Annotated in this window: 28 protein-coding genes and 1 other annotated feature; of the genes, 21 read left to right on the top strand and 7 right to left on the bottom strand. The window is 35.7% G+C overall.

From position 1 onward, the window contains the following. Positions 1-4 precede the first annotated feature (4 nt). From ACRYLU_RS09265 to ileS, 5 genes are all read left to right on the top strand, one after another. Complete coding sequence (locus ACRYLU_RS09265; RefSeq protein ID WP_003132390.1) at positions 5-595, top strand: cell division protein SepF; 591 nt, start codon at positions 5-7, stop codon at positions 593-595. After that, the gene (locus ACRYLU_RS09260) at positions 595-870 is read left to right on the top strand and encodes a YggT family protein (RefSeq protein WP_010906174.1); all 276 of its coding nucleotides are present in this window, start codon (positions 595-597) and stop codon (positions 868-870) included. The genes ACRYLU_RS09265 and ACRYLU_RS09260 overlap by 1 nt, the downstream gene beginning before the upstream one ends. After that, entirely contained in the window at positions 867-1,658 is a 792-nt protein-coding gene (locus tag ACRYLU_RS09255; RefSeq protein WP_038601982.1) for a YlmH family RNA-binding protein, read from the top strand. Before ACRYLU_RS09260 ends, ACRYLU_RS09255 begins: the two co-directional genes overlap by 4 nt. 56 nt (positions 1,659-1,714) lie before the next feature. After that, positions 1,715-2,647: a DivIVA domain-containing protein gene (locus tag ACRYLU_RS09250; RefSeq protein ID WP_038601980.1), complete on the top strand. Its 933-nt coding sequence runs from the start codon at positions 1,715-1,717 to the stop codon at positions 2,645-2,647. Positions 2,648-2,961: 314 nt separating this feature from the next. Continuing rightward, positions 2,962-5,760: an isoleucine--tRNA ligase gene (gene ileS, locus ACRYLU_RS09245; protein WP_445080896.1), complete on the top strand. Its 2,799-nt coding sequence runs from the start codon at positions 2,962-2,964 to the stop codon at positions 5,758-5,760. 57 nt (positions 5,761-5,817) lie between these two features. Here ileS and ACRYLU_RS09240 read toward each other — a convergent pair whose 3' ends face one another. Beyond that, positions 5,818-5,934, bottom strand: coding sequence for a DUF4044 domain-containing protein (locus tag ACRYLU_RS09240; protein WP_014570713.1), 117 nt, complete (start codon positions 5,932-5,934; stop codon positions 5,818-5,820). Between the two features lie 59 nt (positions 5,935-5,993). Then, the gene (locus ACRYLU_RS09235) at positions 5,994-6,176 is read right to left on the bottom strand and encodes an SPJ_0845 family protein (RefSeq protein ID WP_058205229.1); all 183 of its coding nucleotides are present in this window, start codon (positions 6,174-6,176) and stop codon (positions 5,994-5,996) included. A 242-nt stretch (positions 6,177-6,418) separates the two neighbouring features. Here ACRYLU_RS09235 and tuf point away from each other — a divergent pair, with 242 nt between their 5' ends. Beyond that, on the top strand, positions 6,419-7,606 hold the full coding sequence (gene tuf / locus ACRYLU_RS09230; protein WP_003132374.1) for an elongation factor Tu: 1,188 nt from the start codon (positions 6,419-6,421) through the stop codon (positions 7,604-7,606). 93 nt (positions 7,607-7,699) lie between these two features. Here the strand turns inward: tuf and ACRYLU_RS09225 are convergent, their stop codons facing one another. Then, complete coding sequence (locus ACRYLU_RS09225) at positions 7,700-8,044, bottom strand: DUF1831 domain-containing protein (RefSeq protein WP_015427022.1); 345 nt, start codon at positions 8,042-8,044, stop codon at positions 7,700-7,702. A 23-nt stretch (positions 8,045-8,067) separates the two neighbouring features. Continuing rightward, positions 8,068-9,195, bottom strand: a complete 1,128-nt coding sequence (locus tag ACRYLU_RS09220; protein WP_038601972.1) for a cysteine desulfurase family protein — start codon at positions 9,193-9,195, stop codon at positions 8,068-8,070. 240 nt (positions 9,196-9,435) lie between these two features. On the opposite strand from ACRYLU_RS09220, the gene ACRYLU_RS09215 reads away from it, so the two are divergent. Next, positions 9,436-9,867, top strand: coding sequence for a universal stress protein (locus ACRYLU_RS09215; protein ID WP_010906170.1), 432 nt, complete (start codon positions 9,436-9,438; stop codon positions 9,865-9,867). A gap of 121 nt (positions 9,868-9,988) precedes the next feature. Here ACRYLU_RS09215 and ACRYLU_RS09210 read toward each other — a convergent pair whose 3' ends face one another. Further along, positions 9,989-10,954 (bottom strand): ribose-phosphate diphosphokinase, encoded by a 966-nt coding sequence (locus ACRYLU_RS09210; protein WP_012898422.1) that lies wholly within the window; start codon positions 10,952-10,954, stop codon positions 9,989-9,991. A gap of 364 nt (positions 10,955-11,318) precedes the next feature. On the opposite strand from ACRYLU_RS09210, the gene ACRYLU_RS09205 reads away from it, so the two are divergent. From ACRYLU_RS09205 to ACRYLU_RS09155, 11 genes are all read left to right on the top strand, one after another. Next, the gene (locus ACRYLU_RS09205; protein ID WP_010906169.1) at positions 11,319-12,464 is read left to right on the top strand and encodes a hypothetical protein; all 1,146 of its coding nucleotides are present in this window, start codon (positions 11,319-11,321) and stop codon (positions 12,462-12,464) included. Between the two features lie 283 nt (positions 12,465-12,747). After that, on the top strand, positions 12,748-15,069 hold the full coding sequence (gene pnp / locus ACRYLU_RS09200) for a polyribonucleotide nucleotidyltransferase (RefSeq protein WP_445080895.1): 2,322 nt from the start codon (positions 12,748-12,750) through the stop codon (positions 15,067-15,069). A 207-nt stretch (positions 15,070-15,276) separates the two neighbouring features. Next, on the top strand, positions 15,277-16,047 hold the full coding sequence (locus tag ACRYLU_RS09195; protein ID WP_012898420.1) for a hypothetical protein: 771 nt from the start codon (positions 15,277-15,279) through the stop codon (positions 16,045-16,047). Positions 16,048-16,153: 106 nt separating this feature from the next. After that, entirely contained in the window at positions 16,154-16,753 is a 600-nt protein-coding gene (gene epsC / locus ACRYLU_RS09190) for a serine O-acetyltransferase EpsC (protein ID WP_029344387.1), read from the top strand. Positions 16,754-16,766: 13 nt separating this feature from the next. Further along, positions 16,767-17,360, top strand: coding sequence for a TMEM175 family protein (locus tag ACRYLU_RS09185; protein ID WP_012898419.1), 594 nt, complete (start codon positions 16,767-16,769; stop codon positions 17,358-17,360). 12 nt (positions 17,361-17,372) lie between these two features. Then, positions 17,373-18,719, top strand: coding sequence for a cysteine--tRNA ligase (cysS, locus tag ACRYLU_RS09180; RefSeq protein WP_445080894.1), 1,347 nt, complete (start codon positions 17,373-17,375; stop codon positions 18,717-18,719). Further along, entirely contained in the window at positions 18,712-19,113 is a 402-nt protein-coding gene (locus ACRYLU_RS09175) for a Mini-ribonuclease 3 (RefSeq protein WP_021722593.1), read from the top strand. Before cysS ends, ACRYLU_RS09175 begins: the two co-directional genes overlap by 8 nt. A gap of 115 nt (positions 19,114-19,228) precedes the next feature. Next, complete coding sequence (locus ACRYLU_RS09170) at positions 19,229-19,597, top strand: DUF1033 family protein (RefSeq protein WP_012898417.1); 369 nt, start codon at positions 19,229-19,231, stop codon at positions 19,595-19,597. A 132-nt stretch (positions 19,598-19,729) separates the two neighbouring features. After that, positions 19,730-20,305: a hypothetical protein gene (locus ACRYLU_RS09165; protein WP_098393269.1), complete on the top strand. Its 576-nt coding sequence runs from the start codon at positions 19,730-19,732 to the stop codon at positions 20,303-20,305. Between the two features lie 373 nt (positions 20,306-20,678). Beyond that, positions 20,679-22,556 carry a tRNA uridine-5-carboxymethylaminomethyl(34) synthesis enzyme MnmG gene (gene mnmG / locus ACRYLU_RS09160; RefSeq protein WP_015427015.1) on the top strand — a complete coding sequence of 626 codons (1,878 nt, stop codon included), beginning with the start codon at positions 20,679-20,681 and terminating at the stop codon, positions 22,554-22,556. A 169-nt stretch (positions 22,557-22,725) separates the two neighbouring features. Further along, the gene (locus ACRYLU_RS09155; RefSeq protein WP_098393270.1) at positions 22,726-23,430 is read left to right on the top strand and encodes an HAD family hydrolase; all 705 of its coding nucleotides are present in this window, start codon (positions 22,726-22,728) and stop codon (positions 23,428-23,430) included. Positions 23,431-23,441: 11 nt separating this feature from the next. Here the strand turns inward: ACRYLU_RS09155 and ACRYLU_RS09150 are convergent, their stop codons facing one another. Together ACRYLU_RS09150 and ACRYLU_RS09145 are read right to left on the bottom strand one after the other, a co-directional pair. Then, on the bottom strand, positions 23,442-23,990 hold the full coding sequence (locus tag ACRYLU_RS09150; RefSeq protein ID WP_012898413.1) for a hypothetical protein: 549 nt from the start codon (positions 23,988-23,990) through the stop codon (positions 23,442-23,444). An 18-nt stretch (positions 23,991-24,008) separates the two neighbouring features. Beyond that, positions 24,009-24,137, bottom strand: a complete 129-nt coding sequence (locus ACRYLU_RS09145) for a hypothetical protein (protein ID WP_003132356.1) — start codon at positions 24,135-24,137, stop codon at positions 24,009-24,011. A gap of 250 nt (positions 24,138-24,387) precedes the next feature. After that, positions 24,388-24,513 (top strand) — a sequence feature (ribosomal protein L20 leader region). Between the two features lie 86 nt (positions 24,514-24,599). Between ACRYLU_RS09145 and infC the strand changes: the two genes are divergently transcribed. From infC to rplT, 3 genes are all read left to right on the top strand, one after another. Next, positions 24,600-25,094: a translation initiation factor IF-3 gene (gene infC / locus ACRYLU_RS09140; protein ID WP_003132354.1), complete on the top strand. Its 495-nt coding sequence runs from the start codon at positions 24,600-24,602 to the stop codon at positions 25,092-25,094. 128 nt (positions 25,095-25,222) lie between these two features. Beyond that, on the top strand, positions 25,223-25,423 hold the full coding sequence (gene rpmI / locus ACRYLU_RS09135) for a 50S ribosomal protein L35 (RefSeq protein ID WP_003132353.1): 201 nt from the start codon (positions 25,223-25,225) through the stop codon (positions 25,421-25,423). A gap of 194 nt (positions 25,424-25,617) precedes the next feature. Continuing rightward, positions 25,618-25,977 (top strand): 50S ribosomal protein L20, encoded by a 360-nt coding sequence (rplT, locus tag ACRYLU_RS09130; RefSeq protein ID WP_003132352.1) that lies wholly within the window; start codon positions 25,618-25,620, stop codon positions 25,975-25,977. The last annotated feature ends 58 nt before the right edge of the window (positions 25,978-26,035 follow it).

The following is a 26,035-nucleotide window of genomic DNA, read 5'->3' as shown; positions in this document are numbered from 1 at the left end:
AAATATGGCATTTAAAGATTGGATGAATAATCTACGTGATTATTTTGTAGAGGATGATGAAGAGTTCAATGAACCTGCACGTCCTGTGCAAGAATCTAGGCCAACGGTGGCATCTACGCCAAAACCAAAGGTTGAGGAACGCAAAGCACAGCCGGAATATCAGACTCGTCGTCCTGCACAATCAACTTCAAAAGCACAAACACAAACAGCAGCGCCAAAACGCGCTGGTTCAACATTCACAAAACCTATGCCTGAAAAAATCGTACAACAACAAACCGTTTCACAATCTCAATCAGTGGCTGCAACGGTTTCTACTATTGCAATTAAAGAACCACGTGCCTATGCAGACATCATGGAATCAGCACGCATCGTGAAAAACGGTGAATGTGTCCTTGTCAATTTTAAATTTATGGGTGACGCCCAAGCGCGTCGTTCAATTGATTTCATGACTGGGGTGGTCTTTACTCTTGATGGTGATATTCAAAATGTTGGTGGTCAAATTTTCCTGATGACTCCAGCAAATATCACAGTCGATGCAGCGAAAGAAATGTCTATCTTAGCTGGTCAAAATTTTGAAAGTTACGATATTTACTAATGCTTATTACACTTACAATAATAAATTGGCTTTTACGCTTACTTGATGTTTATTCAATTATTCTAGTTATTTACGCCTTAATGAGTTGGATACCAACCCTTTATGGAACTTGGTTTGGACGTATAATTGTTAAAGTTTCTCGTCCCTACTTAAGTTTATTTGAAAATTTACCTCTACAATTTTGGGGATTAGATTTTTCAATCGTTATTGCTTTTATTGTTTTGAAATTTATTCAAAGATTTATTGTTATTGTATTTAACGGAGTATTCTATTGATTACTGAAAATGTCTATCAACACTTTCAAGAAAAGGAACGGCATTTTATTGATCGTTGTTTAGAATGGATAAATCGAGTAGAAGAATCTTATTCGGTGATAAGTACATTTTTTCTTAATCCCCGAGAAGTGGATATTTTAAAAACACTGGCAAATAAGAGAAATGTTCAAATTTTTTCTAGTGAGCAACTAGCAAGAACGGAGTTAGCCAAAATAATTTTGGCGCCAGATTTTTATGTTCTTGACAGAGAAGACTTTGATATTTCTTTGCTTGAAATTAATTATGCTTCAAAATTTGTAGAACTTTCACATGCCCAAGTCCTTGGAACTTTTTTGGGACAGGCTGGTGTTAAACGGCAAGAATTGGGTGATATTATTGTTAGTGACAATAAAATTCAAGTTTTTGTAAGTAAACATCTTGTTGAGAGTTTTAAAGCAATTGAAAAAATTGGGCGAGCAGCGGTCAACATTCAAGAAATTTCTTTGGCAAACTTAGTTGAAGAAACAGATAAAGCTGTCAGAGAAGTTGTTCTTGTGGATAACTTAAGAGTTGACAAAATGATTGCAGTCGCTTTCAAAATTTCTCGCAATATTGCTACAAATATGTTAGAATCAAAGAAGGTTAAGGTTAATTACCTAGAAATTGATAAAAAAGATTTCTCTGTTGGTCTTGATGATTTGATTAGCGTTCGAGGTTTTGGGCGTATCAAAATATTAAGGATTTTAGATTTTACTAAAAAAGGAAAACAGAGAGTTGAAATAGAACTTATAAGAAATCGAAAAAAATAGATTCTAAGATGAAAATCAGATTTATAAGATTTTCTAAGGATAAAGAGGAGTGATTGATGACATTAAATAGTTTAGATGTTCAAAACAAAACTTTTAATCCACAATTTCGCGGCTTCAGTAAACATGAAGTTGATGAATTTTTGGATATCGTTGTTCGAGATTATGATGAATTCGCTCAAACAATTAAAGATCAAGAACGTGAATTAAAGGCATTACGCGAACGCGTGAAATATTTTGATGACATGAAAGATTCACTGAACAAGTCAATTGTTGTTGCTCAAGATGCTGCTGATAATCTTCGTGAACAAGCCAAAAGTGAAGCTGATACGCTTAGAATTAATTCTGAAAAAGAATCTGCTGATATTATTGCAAATGCAGGACAAAAGAGTTCTTTAATTATTGAAGCGGCTAAAAAAGAAGCTGGATTTATTTTGAATGCTGCTTCTGATGATGCTCGTAAATTAGTACGTGATACTGATGATTTGAAACGTAAAATGCGTCTCTATCACCAACGAATGACTTCAATTATTGAAAATCAACTTGCGTCTATTCAATCGGATGACTGGGCTGAAATTTTTAGGCCTACTCAAGATTATGCAATCAATCCTGAAGAAAAATTGCAATCAATCATTGAAGAACATTTGGAAAATGCTGAAACTACTTTGGCAAAAACCCAAGCAATTAAACCTTTAACAGATGAAGATATTGCACAAGCAAATGAAACATCTGATGAGTCTGAAACAGAAACAATTGTTTCAGAGGAAAGTGTTGTTGAAACTGAAGTACCTGAAGAAGTAAAAGAAGAAGTAGAATTTACTGATGAAGCTAATACTACTGATGATTCTAACGAAGAGTCAGAAGTTGAAGCTCCAAAAGCAGATGATTCAGAAATTTTTCCCGAATTAGATTCAAAAGCACCAGCTGAAACAGCTGAGGTTGATGAAAAAGATAATCAAGAAACAATTGATTTAAGCGAATTAAAAAATTAAAAATCAGACCAAGATAAGAAAAAATATAATTCAAGCAAGCGAGTGATGATGGAAGACTCGTATTCCCTATTTTTCTTATTATCAGCTGATTGGACTTCTAAAGTTACTGACAGAATTTATTTTCTCAAAGAATCTTTAGAAAAATCTTGGGCTGAACGAAAAGTAAGTTCAAGCGTCTTGCACGTTACGCAAAAGAGTTTCTGTCAGTAAATTTTACTGACAGAAAAAATGAAGGTGGTACCGCGGTTTTTCGTCCTTTGCGAAAAATCGTTTTTTTTATTCAATAAAAACAAAATCGAAAGAAAGAAGAAAATATGAAAATCAAAGATACTTTGAATTTGGGGAAAACAGCTTTCCCAATGCGTGCAGGCTTGCCAAATAAAGAACCAAACTGGCAAAAAGACTGGGCAGACGCGACACTTTATGAAAAACGTCAAGAATTAAATGAAGGAAAACCTTCATTTATGCTTCATGATGGCCCTCCTTATGCGAACGGAAATATTCACCTCGGACACTCTTTGAACAAAATTTCAAAAGATATTATTGTTCGTTATAAATCAATGGCAGGTTTTCGGGCTCCTTATGTTCCAGGTTGGGATACTCATGGTTTGCCAATTGAGCAACAACTTGCTAAAGCAGGCATGAAACGTAAAGAAATGGATTTGCTTGATTATCTTGAGGAATGTCGTAAATACGCGATGAAACAAGTAGATATGCAACGTTCAGATTTTAAATCCCTTGGTGTTCTTGCTGATTGGGACCGTCCATATTTGACACTATTGCCAGAATATGAAGCAGCTCAAATTCGCGTTTTTGGTAAAATGGCTGAAAAAGGATATATCTATAAAGGACAAAAACCAATTTATTGGTCACCTTCATCAGAAAGTTCACTGGCTGAAGCTGAAATCGAATATCAAGATGTTCGTTCAGCATCAATTTTTGTGGCATTTAAAGCTAAAGATACTAAAGGTAAATTACCAGAAGATGTAGAATTTGTAATCTGGACAACAACACCATGGACAATTCCATCAAATTTGGGAATCTTTGCTCATCCTGACTATGATTATTCAGTTGTAGCAGTTAATGGTCGTAAATTTGTAATTGCCTCAGAAATGCTTGAAGCTGTTGCTGAAAAATTAGAATGGGAAAATCCAGAAGTCCTTCAAACGATTAAAGGTTCTGAATTAGAATATATGGTTGCAAAACATCCATTCTATGACCGTGAAACATTAATCATGAATGCGGATTATGTTACTCTTGATTCTGGTACTGGCCTTGTCCACGTTGCCCCAGGACATGGTGAAGATGACTACTTCGCAAGTCGTAAGTATAAATTGCCTGTTCTTTCACCAATTGATAATCGTGGTTATTATACTGATGAGGCCCCTGGACTTGAAGGACTTTTCTACGATGAAGGAAATAAAGTTGTCAGTAAATGGCTTGAAGAAAAAGATGCATTATTGAAACTTGAATTCTTCACTCACTCATATCCACATGACTGGCGAACAAAAAAACCAGTAATTTTCCGTGCGACACCACAATGGTTTGCTTCAATCGATGACTTCCGTCAAAATATTTTAGATGAAGTTGAAAGAGTAGATTGGGTAATTCCATGGGGTAAAACTCGTTTATTCAATATGGTTCGTGACCGTGGCGATTGGGTCATCTCACGTCAACGTGCTTGGGGAGTTCCATTGCCAATTTTCTATGGTGAAAATGGAGAACCAATTATTACACCAGAAACAACTGAATATGTAGCCAAACTTTTTGCTGAATTTGGTTCAAAAGTTTGGTTTGAACGTGAAGCAAAAGACCTTTTACCAGAAGGATTCACTCATCCAGCTTCACCAAATGGTGAATTTACAAAAGAAAAAGATATCATGGACGTTTGGTTTGACTCAGGTTCTTCTTGGAATGGTGTCCTTAACGAACGTGACTACCTTAGCTTTCCTGCAGACCTTTACCTTGAAGGTTCAGACCAATACCGTGGTTGGTTTAATTCATCAATTACAACCTCAGTTGCGGTAAATGGTGTTGCACCATATAAAGCAGTTCTTTCACAAGGATTTGTTTTAGACGGTAAAGGACGTAAGATGTCTAAATCAATTGGAAATACAATCTTGCCAAAAGATGTCACTAAGAAATTTGGTGCTGACATTCTCCGTCTTTGGGTGGCATCAATTGATACTGAATCAGATGTTCGTGTGTCAATGGACATTCTCAGTCAAGTTTCTGAAGTTTACCGTAAAATCCGGAATACATTGCGTTTCTTAATCGCTAATACATCTGATTTTAATCCAAAAGAAGATGCAATTGATTTTGCAGAACTTCGTCCAGTAGACAAATATATGCTTGTGAAATTTAATGAACTTGTAAAACAAATTCGTACAGCTTATGATAACTATAGCTTTATGACTGTTTACAAATCAATCATTAATTTCATCACAAATGATTTGTCATCTTTCTATCTTGATTTTGCTAAAGATGTTGTTTATATTGAAGCAGCAAATTCACCAGAACGCCGCTCAATGCAAACAGTTATGTATGTTATCTTGAAAGATTTAGTGAAAATTCTTGTACCAATTTTGCCACACACGGCAGAAGAAACATGGACTTACTTGGAACATGAACCAGAAAATTTTGCTTATCTTGCAGAAATGCCAGAAGCAGCAGAAATTCCTGGAAGTGAAGAATTGTTAGGAAACTGGCAAGAATTTCTTGATTTCCGTGATAAGATTTTGAAAGCTTTGGAAAGTGCTCGTGAAGCAAAACTGATTGGTAAATCATTGGAAGCAACAGTAATTATTTATCCAAATGAAGTTGTGCGTACTTTATTGACGGCAATTGATGAAAATGTTGCTCAACTTTTGATTGTATCTAACTTTGTAGTTGCTAATGAGCCAGTAAATAATGCCCCAGAGTCTGCAATGAAATTTGATGACCTTGCAGTTCTTGTTGAACATGCGGCTGGCGAAGTTTGTGATCGTTGCCGTAGAACAGACGAAACAGTTGGACACAATGCTAATGAACATCTTAAAATGCTTTGTGAACATTGTGCACACATCGTTGAAACAGAATTCCCTGAAATCCTTGAAGAAGGTTTTGAAGATTAATAAATAAAAAAAGTTACTGACAAAACTGTCAGTAACTTTTTTATTTAAAATTAATAATTACAATACCGCAAGCATTGATGCAAGTACGCTGAAAAGCGTAAGAACAACCATGATAATCACAACGACCATGGTTACTTTTTGGAAAGTACTTTTTTGTGGTTTTTTATATGCCATAAGTTCCTCAATTAAAAATATTTTTAATTAATTGTAACAAGAAAAAGAAGACTTTTCAATTAGTTGGGGTCTTTCTCCTTATTATTTTCTTTTGGAGTTAAAAATTTAGCAAATGGATCTTCCTTTTTTTCAGGAGAAGGAATGTTTTTTTTATCATCATCAGTCACTAAATCAACAGTTGAGACGCCTAAATCGTCCATCATTTTATCAAAATCATCACGTTTTCTAAAAGTTAAGCCCATTGTGGTCTCCTTGAAATCAAATATTTAACAGTGCTCAAAAAGAGAAGAGCAATACTAGAACTATTTTACTACTTCATAGATAAAAAAGCTAGATATAAGAAAAAACTTCTTGAAAAAATGCGATTAAAAGCTGATAAGACTTGCATTTCAAAACTATTTTAAGTATAATGATAAAGAACGGTAGTTTGCTTTATGCAGACTACCTATAATAAAACAAATTCCCCAAAGGAGACATTTTTAAAATGGCTAAAGAAGTATACGACCGTAGCAAACCACACGTTAATATTGGTACTATCGGACACGTTGACCATGGTAAAACTACCCTCTCAGCTGCAATCTCTAAAGTATTGTCTGACAAAGGTTACTCTAAAGCGACTGACTTCGCATCTATCGATGCTGCTCCAGAAGAACGCGAACGTGGTATCACAATCAACACTGCTCACATCGAGTACGAAACTGAAAAACGTCACTATGCCCACATCGACGCTCCAGGTCACGCGGACTACGTTAAAAATATGATCACTGGTGCTGCCCAAATGGACGGTGCAATCCTCGTTGTTGCTGCAACTGATGGACCAATGCCACAAACTCGTGAACACATCTTGCTTTCACGTCAAGTTGGTGTTAAATACCTTATCGTCTTCCTTAACAAGGCTGACCTTGTTGATGATGAAGAATTGATGGAACTCGTTGAAATGGAAGTTCGTGACCTCTTGAGCGAATACGACTTCCCAGGTGACGATATTCCTGTAATCGCTGGTTCAGCACTTGGTGCTTTGAACGGTGAACCACAATGGGTTGCTAAAGTTGAAGAATTGATGGACATCGTTGATGAATACATCCCAACTCCAGAACGCGACACTGACAAACCACTCCTTCTTCCAGTCGAAGACGTATTCTCTATCACTGGTCGTGGTACAGTTGCTTCAGGACGTATCGAACGTGGTACTGTTAAAGTTGGTGACGAAGTTGAAATCGTTGGTATCAAAGAAGAAACTAAAAAAGCTGTTGTTACTGGTATCGAAATGTTCCGTAAAACACTTACTGAAGGTCTTGCTGGTGATAACGTCGGTGCACTTCTCCGTGGTATCCAACGTGACGAAATCGAACGTGGTCAAGTTATTGCTAAACCAGGTTCAATCACTCCACACAAACTTTTCGAAGGTGAAGTTTACGTATTGAGCAAAGAAGAAGGCGGACGTCACACTCCATTCTTCGACAACTACCGTCCTCAATTCTACTTCCACACAACTGACGTTACTGGTTCAGTTAAACTTCCAGAAGGAACTGAAATGGTAATGCCTGGTGACAACGTGCATATCGACGTTGAATTGATCCACCCAGTTGCGATCGAACAAGGTACTACTTTCTCTATCCGTGAAGGTGGACGTACTGTTGGTTCAGGTATCGTTGCTGAAATCAAAGCTTAATTATAAATCTAAGCAAATTGGAGCTGTCATTTATGACAGTTCTTTTTTTATTTAAAATTTTTCTTAAAATAAAAACTCCCCAAGGGGAGTTTTTTAAATTTCTGATTTTGTAAATACACCGCGGTCAACAAGTGCATCCATTTGGAAGTAAAATTTATTTTGAATCATTTCACTCGCATTTTTAAAAATATCAACATTTCGTAAACCGGATTTGTCAGTAACTGAAAGTTTAAAACCACTTAAATCTGGATTAACAATAATTTTTAATAAAAATCCTTCGTTTGAATTTGGAACTTCTTCAAGAAGTCTTTTAAATTCAAAATTACCAATTTTAGTTTGAATAAAAGTTGTATCTTTTAAAGTGAATTTTTTAACAGTAGGCGCAAGTTGATAAACATATTTGCTACCTTCCAAATGTTTTTCAGTGATAAATGCCATTGTGAGTCTCCTAAATAAATTGTTTATTTTTTTAAAATAGAACTAAGTTTTTCAACGAAGAGATTAACTTCATCAATTGTATTCATTTCTGAAAAAGAAATACGTATGTTTTCTTTTAGTTTTTCAGAATTTTTCCCGTAAACAGCTTCAAGAACATGGGAAGGTTCGATTGTACCAGCCGTACAAGCAGAACCGGTTGAGATTGCGAAACCAGCTAAATCAAGTTTGGTCAAGAGCAAATCATGATTTTCATTCGGAAAAGCAAGATTTAGAACATGAGGCATACTTGGACCAAAATTATTTTTATAGAATGAAATTTTTTGTTCTTCTAGTTTAGTTAGTAAAGTTTCATTAAGTTTTTCAACTGCTTGATAATTTGATTCAATATTTTCAAGGGCAAGTTCTAAGGCTTTAGCTAAACCAACAAGAGAATGGAGATTTTCTGTACCAGCCCGTCTTTTTTCTTCTTGTTCTCCTCCATGAATCAAAGCATCAAAATGTAGCTTTTCGTTATAATACAAGAAGCCGACCCCTTTTGGTCCATGAAATTTGTGCGCTGATGCTGAAAGGAAATCAGCCGAAACATCCAGAGGATGCACTGAAATTTTTCCCATTACTTGAGTAGCATCAACATGAAAAACGGCTTGATGTTGCTTCAAGAGCTCTCCGACTTCCTTTACTGGAAGAAGTTGGCCTGTTTCATTATTTGCCCACATCATGCTGACTAAAATTGTATCAGGACGCAAGTTTTCTTCTATAAGTGAAGCTGGGAATGTTCCGTCTGCTTTTGGTTTTACAAAGCTAACATCAAATCCATAACGGTCATGAAGATATTGAACAGTATTTAGAACAGAAGGATGTTCAATAGCTGTTGTGATGATATGGTTTCCTTTAGCTTTATTAGCCAGTGCATAACCAATTAAGGCTTGGTTATTAGCCTCGCTAGCACCAGAAGTAAAAATGATATTGCGACTTGGAACTTCTAGAGCATTTGCCACAGTTTCACGGGCTTTACGAACAATCTGACTTGAAGCACGTCCGAGACTGTGAATGCTAGAGGGGTTTCCAAAATTAGCGGATAAACTTTCTGAGATTGCGGTGATAACATCAGGAAGTAGAGGTGTTGTAGCAGCGTTATCTAAATATATAATTTGATTTTCCTACCTTTCATAGTAATTGCTGGATATTTTATAAGGAAATTATTTAATTCCATCAGGATTAAAAGTCCCCTTATCTGTAAGCTCTATTTTACCATTTTTTTATTCTTTTTATATGAAAAGCAATGAGATTATTCTTTAAATATCTTATAATCCTATTCAGATCAATTAATGTGATTTATTGATGGTATATTTCTAATAATAATTATATAATACTCTTAGGGAGGTTTTATTATGGTTGAAGAATATAAAAATATCTTAGTTGCAGTAGATGGTTCAGAACAAGCTTATGATGCCCTTCGTGAAGCGGTTGACACAGCAAAATTAAATCATTCACATCTGAAAATATTGTATGTTTTAAATGATAAGTTAGCAAATATTCCAGTACATTTAGACACAATGACCTTGTATAAAAGTGTACAAGAGCATTCTGATTATGTTGTAGAGCAAGTTCAAGAATATCTTAAAGGCACAGAAGTTGATTTTGAGATTGTACGTTTAACTGGCAGCCCTAAAAGAGAAATTATTAATTATGCAAACGAAAATAATATCGATTTAGTTGTAATTGGGTCAACTGGTCTTGATGCGATTGATCGTTTTATCATTGGTTCAACAACACAGTATATTGTTAACCATGCCTCTTGCAACGTAATGGTTATTAAATAAAGAAAAGAAAAAGTCGTCAATTGAGATGACTTTTATTTTATAAATTAATATATCAAAAATAAAAATACCAACTTAGTGTTGGTATTTTTCAATTGCTTAAAGTGTTTCTATAAGAATTACTTTAATCTTGAGGTTTTTCATGTTCAAAAAGTGGAGAAACTGGACGTCCTTCGTGGATACGAAGAATAGCACTGGCTAAGTATTCAGCTGCACTCAAATATTTTACATTTAAAGGTTTGCGATGGTTTGTTACAACAGAATCTGTGACCAAAATTTCTTTGATATCTGCTTTTTCAAGAACATCAGCGGCTCCGCTAGTAAATAATCCGTGGCTGGCAACTGCATAAATTTCACTTGCTCCCGCTTCACGTACAACATTTGCAGCGTTGGCAAAAGTGACCCCAGTGTTCAAAATATCATCGATAAGAATAACTTTTTTACCTGAAACATTACCGATAACATATCCGTTTTCACGGTTTTTGTCATCATCTTCATAGTCAACAATGGCAATTGCTGACTCTAAGTATTCAGCAAGTGAGCGTGCACGTTTAATCCCAGAATTTTTTGGTGCAACAACAATCACGTCATCACCAAATAATCCACTTTTACGATAGTAGTCAGCAAAAAGTGGGACAGTAAACAAGTTGTCTACAGGGATATCAAAGAAACCTTGTACTTGGACAGCGTGAATATCGAGGGTTAATAAGCGGTCAGCTCCAGCTTTAACAATCATATCAGCAACTAATTTAGCTGTGATTGGTTCACGAGAAGTCGCAGTACGGTCTTGGCGAGCATATCCAAAGTATGGGATAACAACATTAATTGTACGAGCAGAAGCACGTTTACATGCGTCAATCATGATTAGTAATTCCCAAAGGTGATCGTTAACAGGGCAGCTTGTTGATTGAACAATAAAGATGTCTTGACTACGGACGCTTTCTTCCATGTTAATCATAATTTCACCGTCGGAAAACTGTTTTGAAGAAAGTTTTCCTAGAGGAACTCCTGTAAACTGGCTAATTTTCTCAGCAAGACCAGGGTTTGAGTTTAAGGCAAAAAGCTTTAAGTGTGAATCAGAGTAAACCACGATTTCTCTCCATTTTCTTTTATGAAATAATATAGTTCTATTTTAGCAAAATAATAGTGATTTTCATAGTCTATATCTGTAAATATCTTTGTGAATTAATCTGAAAATAAAATTTGAGAGTATTTTGAATAATTTTTTCAAGCAAAAAAATTTTTCACAAACTTAAACTTCCAATAAATTACAAAAGCGCTTTAAAGGTTGATCTGTATGTAATTGAAAACATTTTCAAAAAAATGAGAATACAAAGTTTGTGAAAGTTCAGGCAAAGTCTTGCGTTTACAAAAGCGAAGTGTTACAATGGTTCTGTAAGGTTCGTGAAAGCTAAGTGTTACGAACAAATTATTTATTTTTAGGGGAATTAAAAATGAAAAAAACAAAAGTGATTTCACTTCTTGCAGTTTCAGTACTCTCAGTTTCTTTACTTGCCGCTTGTGGAAGTAATAACTCTTCAAGTAGCTCTGATAAAAAAACAGAACAATCATCAAAAGCAGAAGTTTTTGCTGGTGCAACTCAAGGAACAAACAACTTCTCTGATTTGCAAAAAGGCTTTGCTAAAAATGGAGCTTGGTTGAATGCAACTAAAGGTGATATGGATGCTTCTGGGAAAACTTTGACTGTTGAAGGTCTTTTCTTAGGTGACGGACAAGTCGCTCGTAAATTGGCAATCTACAATCAAGATAGCAGTCACAAAATTACTGACCGTTACACTTTGACAGTTGATAAAATTGAAGTGAAATCTCCTGGTTTCTATATTTCAAATGGTACTGTTAAAGGGAATGTTGATGTATTTGCAACTGGCTTCCACGGACAAACTGGTACAGGTGTTGAAGGACAAGCAACAATTGATGGTAACTTGACTTTTGCTAGCCAAGACCTTCTTGATGCTTACAATAAATTACCAGATGCTCAAAAAGTTAAAGTAACTGGTACAACTTCAGTTGTTAAAGGCGATGTTGTTTCATTCAAACCTGGTGGAATTACAGCTGGCGCTCACGGAAATGTAACTTATTCATTTGAAGGAAATGGTACAGATACAGAAACTGGGGCAACAACTGGTACTGCTGATGTTTCAGTATTGAAAAAAGCACTCGGTAAAAATGGTGCTTGGCTTGTAGCTACTAACGCTGATGTTGATGCTTCAGGTAAAGACCTTACAATTGATGGTACTTTCCTCAATGAAAAATCAGCTGTTCAACGTACACTTGCAATGATTAAACAAAATGATCAACACCAAGTCACTAAATCTTATACTTTGACAGTTAAACGCTTGATTGTTAACTCACCTGCTTTCGATCTTGAAGGTGGTAATATCAAAGGTGACGTTTATGTCGGTAAAGATGCTTCAATTATGGCACGCGACATGAAAGGGACTGATGGTCAATCAATCCAATCTGAAATCACTGGAAATCTTTACTTTGCAACTCAAGAACAACTTGACACTTACAAAGCTCTTCCAGCTGCAAACCAATTTAAAGTTTCTGGCGAAGTTGCTGTAAAAGCCGCTAACTAATGAACTAAAAATTGTCTAAAAGGCTCTCTATGAGCCTTTTTTTCTTACTTAAAATATAGTATAATGGGACATACGTGTAGTTCTATACAAAAGTGAATCTGTCAGTAAAAAAGTTACTGACAGAAAATAAAAAAATTTTTGCCAGTGAAAAATTACTGACAAGAGGTTCAGTAATGACAGATTGATTTTTGTTTAGAAAAACATAAAGCTAAAATATATTACAAAAGCAGGAGACTGGACTGTTAGAGAAAGTTCATAGCATTTCAAGTCAAGGAGAAAAACATTGGCAAAAGAAACATTTTCAATCGAATTTGCAGGTCGGACATTAACTGTTGAAACAGGTCAAGTTGCAAAACAAGCAAATGGTGCTGTTGTTGTACGTTATGGAGATACAACTGTTTTAACAGCCGCTACAATGGGTAAAATGGCTACAGGTGATTTCTTCCCACTTCAAGTGAACTATGAAGAAAAAATGTATGCTGCTGGTAAATTCCCAGGAGGTTTCAACAAACGTGAGGCACGTCCATCAACTGATGCGACATTGACTGCTCGTTTAATTGACCGCCCTATTCGTCCAATGTTTGCTGAAGGTTTTCGTAATGAAGTTCAAGTCATTAATACTGTTCTTTCTTATGATGAAAATGCTTCTGGTCGTGTGGCAGCAATGTTTGGCTCTTCTTTAGCGCTTGCAATTTCTGATATTCCATTTGATGGACCAATTGCAGGTGTTGAAGTGGCTTATATTGATGGAGAATATATCATCAATCCAACTGTTGCAGAAAAAGAGGCTTCAAGTTTGGAACTCTCTGTTGCGGGAAATATCAACGCAATCAATATGGTTGAATCTGGAGCCAAGGAACTTTCAGAAGAAGTGATGCTTGGTGCACTTTTGGCAGGACATAATGCTGTTAAAGAATTAATTGAATTTCAAAATGAAATTGTTGCAAAAGTTGGAAAAGAAAAAGCTGAAGTTGAACTTTTGCATGTTGATGAAGATTTAAAAGCCGAAGTGATTGCAGCTTACAATTCAGATTTGCAAAAAGCAGTTCAAATTGAAGAAAAATTGGCGCGTGAATCTGCGACAAAAGCAGTTAAAGAGGCGATAATTTCTGTTTACAGTGCAAAATATGAGAACGATGAAAATCTATCAATCATTTTGCGTGATCTTGCTGAAATTCTTGAAGGAATGGAACATGCGGAAGTTCGTCGCTTGATTACTGAAGATAAAATCCGTCCTGATGGACGTAAGATTGATGAAATTCGCCTGCTTGATGCTGAAATTGACTTTACCCCACGTAATATTACACATGGGACAGGTTTATTTACTCGTGGTCAAACCCAAGCTTTATCAACATTGACGTTGGCACCAATGAATGAAGCACAAATCATTGATGGTTTGAATGATGAATATAAAAAACGTTTTATGCATCATTATAATTTCCCACAGTACTCTGTTGGGGAAACAGGACGTTACGGAGCACCTGGACGTCGTGAAATTGGTCACGGAGCGCTCGGTGAACGTGCTTTAGAACAAGTATTGCCTTCTTTAGAGGAATTCCCTTATGCCATTCGTTTGGTCGCTGAAGTTTTAGAATCAAATGGTTCGTCATCACAAGCTTCAATCTGTGCAGGAACACTTGCACTGATGGCTGGTGGTGTGCCAATCAAAGCACCAGTTGCTGGGATTGCGATGGGCTTGATTTCTGACGGAACAAATTATACTGTTTTGACAGATATTCAAGGGCTTGAAGACCATTTTGGTGATATGGACTTTAAGGTTGCGGGAACTCGTGACGGGATTACTGCGCTACAAATGGATATTAAAATTTCAGGAATTACACCAGAAATTCTTGCTGAAGCTCTTGCACAAGCAAAAACTGCACGTTTCCAAATTCTTGATGTAATTGAAGCAACAATTGCACAACCTCGTGAAGAGTTGGCACCGTCAGCACCTAAAATTGATACAATTACAATTCCTGTCGATAAGATTAAAGTTGTCATCGGTAAAGGTGGCGAGCAAATCGATAAAATTATTGCTGAAACGGGCGTAAAAATTGATATTGATGACGAAGGACTTTGTTCAATTTTCTCTTCTGACCAAGCAGCGATTGATCGTGCTAAAGAAATTATTGCTGAACTTGTTCGGGAAGCGAAAGTTGGTGAAATTTACGATGCAAAAGTGGTTCGTATCGAAAGTTTTGGTGCTTTTGTAAATCTATTTGGTAAGCAAGATGCAATGGTGCATATTTCTGAAATGGCTTGGGCTCGGACAGAAAATGTTGAAGATGTTGTGAAATTAGGTGACACTGTCAAAGTTAAAATCATGAAAATTGATGACAAGGGTCGCGTAGATGCATCAATGCGTGCTTTAGTTGAGAAACCAGAAGGTTATGTTGAACCTGAGCGTAAACCAAGAGAACGCCGTGAAAATGGTGACCGTCGCAAAGGTAACGGAAATAGTAACCGTGGTAATGGTTTTGACCGTCGTAATAATGACCGTAATAATCAGGGAAATAAAGTTGGAAACCACAGTTTTGAGCGCCGTGAACGTAAATCACATATTGATGAAGAGTTTCCAGAACTCTCAACTAAAAAACCAGAATAAGCTCAATCATAAAATGGAAAAGCTGTAAAAATAGACCTTGAAATAAAATAAAATTTACTGATGAAAATGCTAGTCTATCCAGAAGTCATAGATGGCTAATGGATAGATAATAACCGAAATGTGATTATTCATGCTTGGATTTCTGTCAGTAAATTATTTGTTTATTTAGCTTATAAATAATCACTGACAGGTCTGTCAGCAAAAAATATGTCAAATTATAATCTCAATCCAGAACTAGATGAACGTTTGCGAGTTTCATTAGCAAATCCAGGCTCATTTATGGAAGACCTCTCATTGGTCTATGCTTTTCATCAATTTCCAGTATTGGCACCAAAATCAGTTTTCTTTGTTCCGATTGAAGACCACAAGGCACTACCTGTTTTTACAACAGAAGAAGAACTTGAAGTTTTCCTGTCAGAACTGACAGACTTTGAGACGGAATGGGAATTGCACTCATTAATTGAAATTTTAGACCAATTAATGGAAACGGATATTGATATTTTAGCAATCAATCCTAAATTACCTCAAGATGAAGATAAAGGCAACACCGTTTACTTTGGGACACCAGAATTAATGCAATTTTTAGTTCATTATACTGAAATTTTGAATAAAGTTTTTAGTCCGGAAAATCTTGAGGCTGAACAAAGAGAAAAATATTATTTCGTTCCAGCTTTCGTCACAACAAGTGGTCAGAGAACTTTCCCTAATCTAATCAATCAGGACAATGAAGAATATCTTCCTTTGTTTGATAATTTAGATAGTTTGGCTAAATGGCACAATGAAGCCTACTTTAGCCAAGCCTTTAAGGAAAATAATGGACAAGTTCTACTTTTAAAAATTGATGAATTATTAAATGGAGAAGATGAAGCCATAAATGACTTAGGAAAAAGCCTAGGAATTACGGTAAATCCTTTGGACTACTCACAAGAAGAAGTTCAAAATTCAATGGTCACTTGGGAAGAATTAACAAGAGATTAAATCAATTGAAAGCTTGATTTAGTCAATTACACGTTTTTGAATCAACAAGGCCCACAATGCTTATGGTATAATTTACTATAAGTATTTTTTAACGAAGTAGGAAAAAATGAACGAAAAAAAGAAAGGTTTTTGGTCTGAAGCAATTCGAGTGACCAAAGAAAATGATCCGGCAGCTAGAACTGCTCTGGAAGTCTTTTTGACCTATCCGGGAGTAAAAGCTCTTGCAGCTCATCGAATTTCACATTTTCTTTGGCGTCATCATTTGAAACTTTTGGCTCGGATGCACTCACAATTTTGGCGATTTTGGACTCAAATTGAAATTCATCCAGGAGCAGAAATTGCCCATGGCGTCTTTATTGACCATGGTTCTGGATTAGTTATTGGCGAAACTGCCATTGTTGAAAAGAACGTCAAACTTTATCATGGAGTTACCTTGGGTGGTACAGGAAAAGATAAAGGGAAACGTCATCCAACAATTAGACAAGGGGCATTAATTTCTGCCCATTCTCAACTTTTAGGTCCTATTGAAGTTGGAGAAAATGCAAAAGTAGGGGCGAGCGCTGTTGTGGTAACAGATGTTCCGCCAGAAGTAACTGTCGTTGGAATACCTGCAAAAGTTGTTCGAGTTAAAGGTAAAAAAGATGTCGAGCGCATCACAAGCCTTGAAGAAAAAAGAGAAGCAAGCTATCATTCATCACATTTGTGAGGAGAAATGAGAAGTGAAAAAGAGAAAAGTAGCCATTTATGAGGGACATTTACTTGCAACTTTAAAATCATTTACGGATGCTGTTATGTCTATCATTGCAACGATTATGGTTTTAGAAATTCCTTTACCAAAACTTATTGGCAATAATCAGTATGATTTTCGTGAAACAAGCAGCTCACTCATTATTTTCTTTGTGAGTTTTCTGGTTGTTGTTTCTTATTATTTTCAATTTAGTAAGTTCTTTGGACGCATAAAGAAAATTAGTGGTTGGCAGATTTTTGCTTATACAATTTTTCTCATGCTTGTCTCACTTTTTCCCTTTATGACCCAAATTGATAATGGAATTCATCCCGCATACTTCACAATCATCTATGTTTTATATATTATTGTGACCTCACGGTTTGCTTCTTTGATTATCAAATATACTTACCGCCTGAATGAAATAATAATCAGCAGACATCAGTCACGAAAACCTTGGGATTTGATTGTGATGTCTGCTCTTGCTATTGTGATTTCGAGTATTGGATATCCTGCTTATACGGGGATTCCATTGCTCTACTTACCAATACGTTCTCTTATCACCTCTATTGTTTATGATGAAGATTAAGAAGGAAATAGAATGAAAATATATAATACTTATAGTCGACAGCTAGAAGATTTTCAGCCGATTGAACCTGGAAAAGTAAAAATGTATGTCTGCGGACCGACCGTTTATAATTACATCCATGTGGGAAATGCTCGTTCTGTTGTTGCTTTTGATTTGGTTAGAAAATATTTGGAATTTCGAGGATTTGAAGTTCAATATATCTCTAATTTCACAGATGTCGATGATAAAATTATCAAGGCAGCAGCTAATGAAAATATCAGTACTAAAGAACTTTCTGAACGTTATATTGCTGCTTTTTATGAAGATACTGATGCCTTAAATGTTAAAAGAGCCGCTCAAAATCCGAAAGCAACAGAATTCATCGAAGCGATGATTGAGTTTATTCAAGAACTTGTGGATAAAAAATTTGCTTATGTTTCTCAAGGAGACGTATATTTCCGTGTATCTAAATCTAAAGATTACGCTAAATTAGCAAATAAAAATCTTGCAGATTTACTTGCAGGGGCTTCTGGACGTACGGATGAAGAAACAAAACTTAAAGAATCACCAGCCGATTTTGCTCTTTGGAAATCTGCAAAAGCTGATGAAGTTTCTTGGCAAGCGCCCTGGGGAGCTGGTCGTCCAGGCTGGCATATTGAATGTTCAGTCATGTCAACTTCACTATTAGGCGAAACAATTGACATTCATGGTGGAGGAGCAGATTTAGAATTTCCACACCATACAAATGAAATTGCACAATCTGAAGCAAAAACTGGACAAAAGTTTGTTAATTATTGGATGCACAATGGATTCGTAAATGTTGACGGTGAAAAAATGTCTAAATCACTAGGCAATTTCACAACGGTTCATGAACTCCTTCAAGTAGTTAATCCACAAATTTTGCGTTTCTTTTTAGCAACTACTCATTATAGAAGACCAGTCAATTTTACTGATGATGCACTGACAGAAGCTGAAAATAATATCAAAAAAATTGAAAATGCTTATCGTCATTTGGATGAGCAAGCTGAGTCTAATTTGTCAGCACTTACGACTTTCAGAAATGATTTTGTTGCTGCCATGGATGAAGATTTCAATATTGCCAATGGAATGACTGTTTTTTATGACTTTGTTTCTTGGGTTAATAAAGGAAACGGTGGGCCTGAGGTCAAAGAATTTTTTGACCAAGTTTTAGAAATTTTAGGGATTAAATTTGAATTTGAGCAAAGTTTGGACAGCGAAATTGAAGTCATGATTGAAGCAAGACAATTGGCACGAGAAGTCCGTGATTTTGCGAAGTCAGATGAAATTCGTGACGCTTTAAAAGCTCAAGGTATTGTTCTTGAAGATACAAAAGACGGGGTACGGTGGCATCGTGAATAAGCAACAAGCAGAACTTTTGAATGGTATTGCATTGGCCTATATTGGGGATGCGATTTATGAGGTCTTTGTGCGTGAGTACTTATTAGATAAAGGCCTGACAAAGCCCGCCATGCTTCAAAAAAATGCAACGAAATTTGTGTCAGCTAAAGCGCAAGCAAAAATTATTTCTGCAATGGATGAAGTTGATTTTTTGACTGAATATGAATTGACCTATTTTAAAAGAGGACGCAATGCTCATTCTAAAACGACGGCCAAAAATACCGATGTTGTTACTTACAGAATATCAACGGGTTTTGAAGCTGTTGTTGGAATTCTCCATTTAACGCAACAAAAAGAGCGACTTCAAGAATTTTGGGATTTTTGCCTTAAAACAATTGAAGCAGATCTGGTTTAAAGTTTATTAATTACAAAGATCAAAGTATTAAGCAAATTATTTTAAAAAAAGAAAAAAATCCGCTAGAATAGGTATGCAAAGATACAAAGAAAAAAATCAGCGGAAAGAAGAAGAGATGTATAGAGTAGTTACAATGTACGGCACCGATGAACCATGGTGGTTCTTCGACGGCTGGAAAGAAGATATAGTTTCAGTAGATGAGTTTGATGATTTTTATAAAGCTTTAAAATGTTATAAAAAAGAATGGTTTGAAATGGCTGAGAATTTTAAAGAATTCACTAGCAAGTCTGGCTTGCAAACAGCATTTTGGAAAAACGGAGATGAAGAATGGTGTGAAGACTGTGTAGGTTATTTACAGCGCTATCACAGCATTGCTTTATTGGAAGACTGGCATGCGATTCCGCTTGAGAAAAAGCGCTCAGGTTATAGTAAAAAATCTGGAGAACTCCCAGAACGTTTCTGTTCAATGAAAACTGAAAATTAAAAAATGAGAAAGTTTACTGGTTGAGTAAGCTTTCTTTTGTTCTGATAGAATAATCGTAAGCATTTCATTGGTAAGAAACTTGAAATTGTATTATAATTATTTTATAATATAAATCTAATGTTAGGAGGCGCTATGAAGAAACCGTTAATTATATTAGATGGATTTTTAATATTACTTATCGCAGTTCTTGGACTGGCATTATTTCATAATGTTCAGGAACAATCTAAAGAGCATTCACTATCGAATTCAACAGCAAGCACACAAAATTCGACTGAAAATAAAACAGAATCAAATAATATGGAAATCAAAATAAACACCAAAGAAATCAAAAAAGAAAATTTTCTAACACTATCAGGGCTTTGGAAGAATAGCTCAATCACTAAGAAAACTAAAACTCTTGTTATTTCAGGCCCTTCGGTAACTTTTGAGGGGCAACAATATGACTTAACTTTGGAAGGCGTGAGTTCTGAAAATGAGCTACCTTATTTGAAATTGATGGGCGAAGGAATTAACTCAGGGAAGTTTTTAGGCATCTATCCACAAGGGAGTGCTATTCCAGTAAGATTAGCTGATGGTAAAATTGATTACGCAGGTCAGTATGATTCTACTGATAAGGAAAAAGACCGTATCATTCTTTTTAGTGATTATCTGTCTGCTCAAGATATCATTGAGCAAGTTTTATACCGTGAATTGGAAGAAATCTTTTAAAAACAGTCTAAGATTTAAAATGATAAGAAAATAGTCTTGAAAAAATGTTTAAAATGAGTTAAAATATCATTATCTTAGATAAGAACTCGATGGTCAAAGCTCGGGAAAATATGACAAGAGACTTTTAAAAGTTACTGACAGAAAATAATCACAATTGATTTTTCTGTCAGTAACTGATGAGAGGATCTTTTGACATATTTTTCACAGCTTTGGCTTTTTTATTTGCAAAATATTTACTGACAGCTTTTAACAACGCTAATTAAGGGCTATAAAAGCTGTCAGTAAAAGAATGATAAATAATTCTGTCAGTATTTTTGCAAGAACTTTTATCAAAATATAAAGAAAGGCGAATTTAAAAAATTCGTAGTATAAAATGAATTTTCAAGAAAATTATGATGTTGTTGTCATTGGAGGAGGACATGCAGGGGTTGAAGCTTCACTAGCAGCTGCACGGATGGGCTCTAAAACACTACTCATGACGATTAATCTTAATATGGTTGCCTTTATGCCATGTAATCCATCAATTGGTGGGTCAGCTAAAGGAATTGTTGTCAGAGAAATTGATGCGCTCGGTGGTGAAATGGGTCGCAACATCGATAAGACTTATATTCAAATGAAGATGCTTAATACCGGAAAAGGTCCAGCAGTTCGAGCTCTTCGTGCTCAAGCCGATAAAGATGAATATGCCGCTTCAATGAAGAATACAGTTTCTGACCAAGAAAATTTGACACTCCGTCAAGGAATGGTTGAAGAACTTATTCTTGATGAAGAAAAGAAAAAAGTCATCGGAATCAAAACTTCTACAGGAACTAAATATGGTGCTAAGGCAGTAATTATCACTACAGGAACAGCTTTGCGTGGTGAAATTATTATTGGAGAACTTAAATATTCTTCAGGACCCAATAACTCTCTTTCATCAATTGGTCTAGCAGATAATTTACGTGAAATTGGATTTGAAATTGGTCGTTTTAAAACGGGAACGCCTCCACGCGTTTTAGCAAGTTCTATTGATTACGATAAAACAGAAATTCAACCAGGTGATGAAGCGCCTAATCATTTTAGTTTTATGAGCTCTGATGAAAATTATCTAAAAGATCAAATTCCATGCTGGCTCACTTATACTACTGAGAATAGTCATACTATTTTGCGTGATAATTTACACCGAGCACCACTTTTTTCAGGAATTGTTAAAGGAGTAGGGCCACGTTACTGTCCTTCAATAGAAGACAAAATCACTCGCTTTGCTGACAAACCTCGTCATCAACTCTTCCTTGAACCGGAAGGACGGAATACAGAAGAAGTCTATATTGGTGGACTTTCAACTTCAATGCCTGAAGATGTCCAATTTGATTTAGTTAAATCAATTCCAGGACTTGAAAATGCTCAAATGATGCGTCCGGGTTATGCTATAGAATACGATGTGGTGATGCCTCATCAACTCCGTCCAACTCTTGAAACAAAATTAGTTTCTGGACTATTTACAGCGGGACAAACCAACGGAACCTCGGGCTATGAAGAAGCAGCTGGGCAAGGCTTAGTAGCTGGAATAAATGCAGCACTTAAAGTTCAAGGAAAGCCTGAATTTATCTTAAAACGTAGTGAAGCCTATATTGGGGTAATGATTGATGATTTGGTAACTAAGGGAACACTGGAACCATATCGTCTTTTGACATCACGTGCAGAATACCGTTTAATTCTTCGCCATGATAATGCTGATCGCCGTTTGACTGAAATTGGCCGTCAAGTGGGCCTTGTTTCAGATGAGCAATGGGAACATTACCAAGCAAAAATGGCTCAATTTGACCGTGAAATGAAACGATTGAATTCAGAAAAACTCAAACCTTTGCCTGATACACAAGAAAAATTAGGAAAATTGGGCTTTGGACCAATTAAAGATGCGCTGACAGGTGCAGAATTTTTGAAACGACCTGAAGTTCACTACAATGAAGTCATCGATTTTATCGGACAAGCACCAGAAAAGATTGACCGTACCGTCATTGAATTGATTGAAACTGAAATTACTTATGAAGGCTACATCAAAAAAGCAATGGACCAAGTGGACAAAATGCATCGCTTGGAAGCGAAACGAATTCCTAAAAATATGGATTGGGATAAGCTTGACTCAATTGCTACTGAAGCTCGTCAAAAATTCAAAAAAATAAATCCAGAAACGCTGGGACAAGCGAGTCGGATTTCAGGTGTAAATCCTGCTGACATCAGTATTCTCATGGTTTACCTTGAAGGAAAATAATTAAAAATTTAAATTTTACTGACAAAAAGTTACTGACAGAAAATTTGCGGGAGAGTCCTTGTGTTTTGGCACTGAGGAAGCAACTTAAAATTTTCGTCAGTAACTTTTTTTCTTGTGGAATACTTTAAAAGTTGATAAAATAGGCTTAAACAAGGAATGAGGGAAATAGATGACAGAAATAAAAAATATTATTTTTGATTGGGACAATACACTTTTCCCTTTTAAAGAAAAATATTGGGAATTAGCTCACCGCCAACTTTTTTCAGAACAATTAGGACCATTTACTGACCAAGAACTCAATCGTTTCATGGAGAAATACCATGAATTTGATGAATTGCTTTGGCCACAAGTCCATCAAAGAAAAATAACGATTGAAGAGCTAAGAGAAGAAAGATTAAGCTTGACTATCGAATATTTTGATTTGAAAGTCGATGAAAATTATCTTACGGGCTTTTTCAAAAAATTCTTGAATAGATTGTTTGAATTGATAGAGCCTGATGAACAACTCATCCAAAATCTAAAAAAACTTTCCAAAAACTACAAACTTGCCCTATTAAGTAATGGGGGGCATGTGGAGCAGAGAGAAAAATTACGTCGTTCTCAAGTTGAAAAATTATTTTCGGTTTACATCTCTGGTGAAACAGGCTATCTGAAACCAGATGCGCGTGCCTTTAAAAATGTGCTCACCAAAGAAAATTTCCAAGCGTCTGAGACTTTAATGGTTGGAGATCTTATCGAACATGACATCAAACCCGCCCAAGAGTTGGGAATGAAGACAGCATATATTGGACCTGAAAAAGAAACGATTGCTGATTATGAATTTACAAACATTCAAGATTTTTTTGATTCATTTATAGAAAAAAACGGTGATTAACCGTTTTTTTATTATTGGACTAGTTTTAAAGAGTCAGCAGCTAAATAAAGTCTGTCAATAGGCTTGTTAGACAACCGATAAATTCCATTTTTGTTAAAAGTAATCTTTTTTTCTTCAAAAGTTTCGTTAGAACTTTCAAGGTAAAAAGTAAAATCACCAACAAGATTACCAGTAATAACAAGAGCTATGTCATTTGAACCACGTAAAACCTTTAGCCAACTATTAGAATTTAAAATATATTGGATGCCTGCTTCGTCATCAAAAGATAGAATATGTGAAAATTGAATAGAGGGACAAGTTGTTTTATGATTTTCGACCATTTCCTCAAAAATCGAAATTTCATCATATTCAATCAGCTGGTCAAGAACTTCACTGACCAATTGCGCAGTTAACAAACGGTCACTTGCAGGAATAATTGAATGTTCATTTTCGTTATTTGAACCATCAGTAATATAAAGCTCATGCATTAAACCCATGGCATACATTCTTTTCCGATGAATTGACCAGTTTTTTGTTTTTTTGATATCTTCAGTAAGATGAGTTAAATCTAGTGGAGTCATAGATAATCCTTTCTATTTTTAATTTGATGCTGATGACACTTGAAAAAGTCGTAGAGAATTGTCATCCATCACTTGATAGGTTTTGAGTTGATTGGGAGTTTCTGTAGCACTGGTATTAAAAATTGTAATGAGTTGAATATCTGACATTTTATTCTCCTTTCGATAATTTTAGTTTATTATAATTATTTTATCATTTTATTTTCATTTTATTGAATGATATGGTGTTTGAAATTATAGAAAAAATGTTGAATTGACAAGACTAAAGCCATATTCTAAAATTGTATTCTATAAGTGTCAAAAAATTAGAATTATAATCAGAATTAGAGATAAATTTCACTATAAATAATAAAAAGAATTAGGACTTGACAAGTCTTTAAATAATTGATAGAATAATAGAGTTGAAAAGCAGAAGCACCCGCTTCTCGCCTTAGAGGTTATAGCCCTGGGCAAACGAATGGAATTATTCAAAAACGAATGTTTTCATGAGCGGGGCGAGATTGTCGTTCCGCTTTTGTTTTTCTTTAAAAAAGAAGTTTCCTAAATCTTAGTCAACTTTCACATCATATTAGAAGGAGAACGAACATAGCTAAACAAGACAATAGAAAACCTATGATGAACGGTGCAATCCGTGCTCGTGAGGTTCGTCTCATTGGCGCTGAGGGTGAACAATTAGGTGTCACACCAACGTCTGAGGCGCTAATGCAAGCTGAAAATCTTAACATGGACTTGGTTTTAATTTCAAACCAAGAACCACCTGTTGCAAAAATCATGGATTATACAAAATTCATGTTTGAGCAAAAGAAAAAACAAAAAGAAGCAAAGAAAAAACAAGCTGTTGTTTCTGTAAAAGAAGTCCGTTTGTCACCAGTAATTGACCAAAACGACTTTGATACAAAGCTTCGTCAAGCCATCAAGTTTCTTGAAAAAGGCGATAAAGTTAAGGTTTCAATCCGATTTAAAGGTCGGATGATTACTCACCAAGATGTGGGTCGTCAAGTAATGGACAAGTTCGCGCAAGCAACAAAAGAAGTTGCTGTTGTTGAACAAAGAGCCAAAATGGATGGTCGTCAAATGTTCTTGCAACTTGCACCTATTAAAAAATAGGTCTTAACAAGACAACCGTCTGAAAGGTTAACCTTTCACCTCTCTATTCATTGAAAACGAATGTTTAAAATGAATAGAGGTGCAGAATAATTTTTTCTGCCAACTGATATAAATTAAGGAGAATTACAATGCCAAAACAAAAAACTCACCGCGCATCTGCTAAACGTTTCAAACGTACAGGTAACGGCGGTCTTAAACGCTTCCGTGCTTACACTTCTCACCGTTTCCACGGTAAAACTGTAAAACAACGTCGTCAACTTCGTAAATCTTCTATGGTTTCTAAAGGGGACTTCAAACGTATCCGTCGTATGGTTGCGACAATGCGTTAAGCGAACATTGTTCGCTGCATTGGAGCAATCCTCGCAGGAGCGTAAGCGACTAAGAGGGACAATGAAATAAGTCATCTAATTTTAGAGAAATCTCTAAATAGGTAGAACTGAATTTTCTTGCTCCAACTCAATAAAAAAATAAATTTGTCATTATGACAAAATTGAAATCTACTAAGAATTAAAGGAGAACACACATGGCACGTGTTAAAGGTAGCGTTGCAACTCGCAAACGCCGTAAACGTATTTTAAAGCTCGCTAAAGGTTACTACGGAGCTAAACATAAACTCTTCAAGACTGCTAAAGAGCAAGTCATGAATTCATACTACTACGCATTCCGCGATCGTCGTCAAAAGAAACGCGACTTCCGTAAATTATGGATTGCACGTATCAATGCAGCTGCACGTATGAATGGTCTTTCATACAGCAAATTGATGCACGGTTTGAAATTAGCTGATATCGAAGTAAACCGTAAAATGCTTGCTGACATCGCAATCGCTGATGCTGCTGCATTTACTGCACTTGCTGAAGAAGCAAAAAAAGCTTTGGCTAAATAATTATCTTAAAAAATCTGCTGGTTTTCTAGCAGATTTTTTATATTTTAATCAGACACTC

The organism is Lactococcus sp. KTH0-1S (assembly GCF_052544945.1).
Note: the sequence above shows the minus strand (reverse complement) of the source record. Positions and strands in the feature narration are given on the sequence as shown.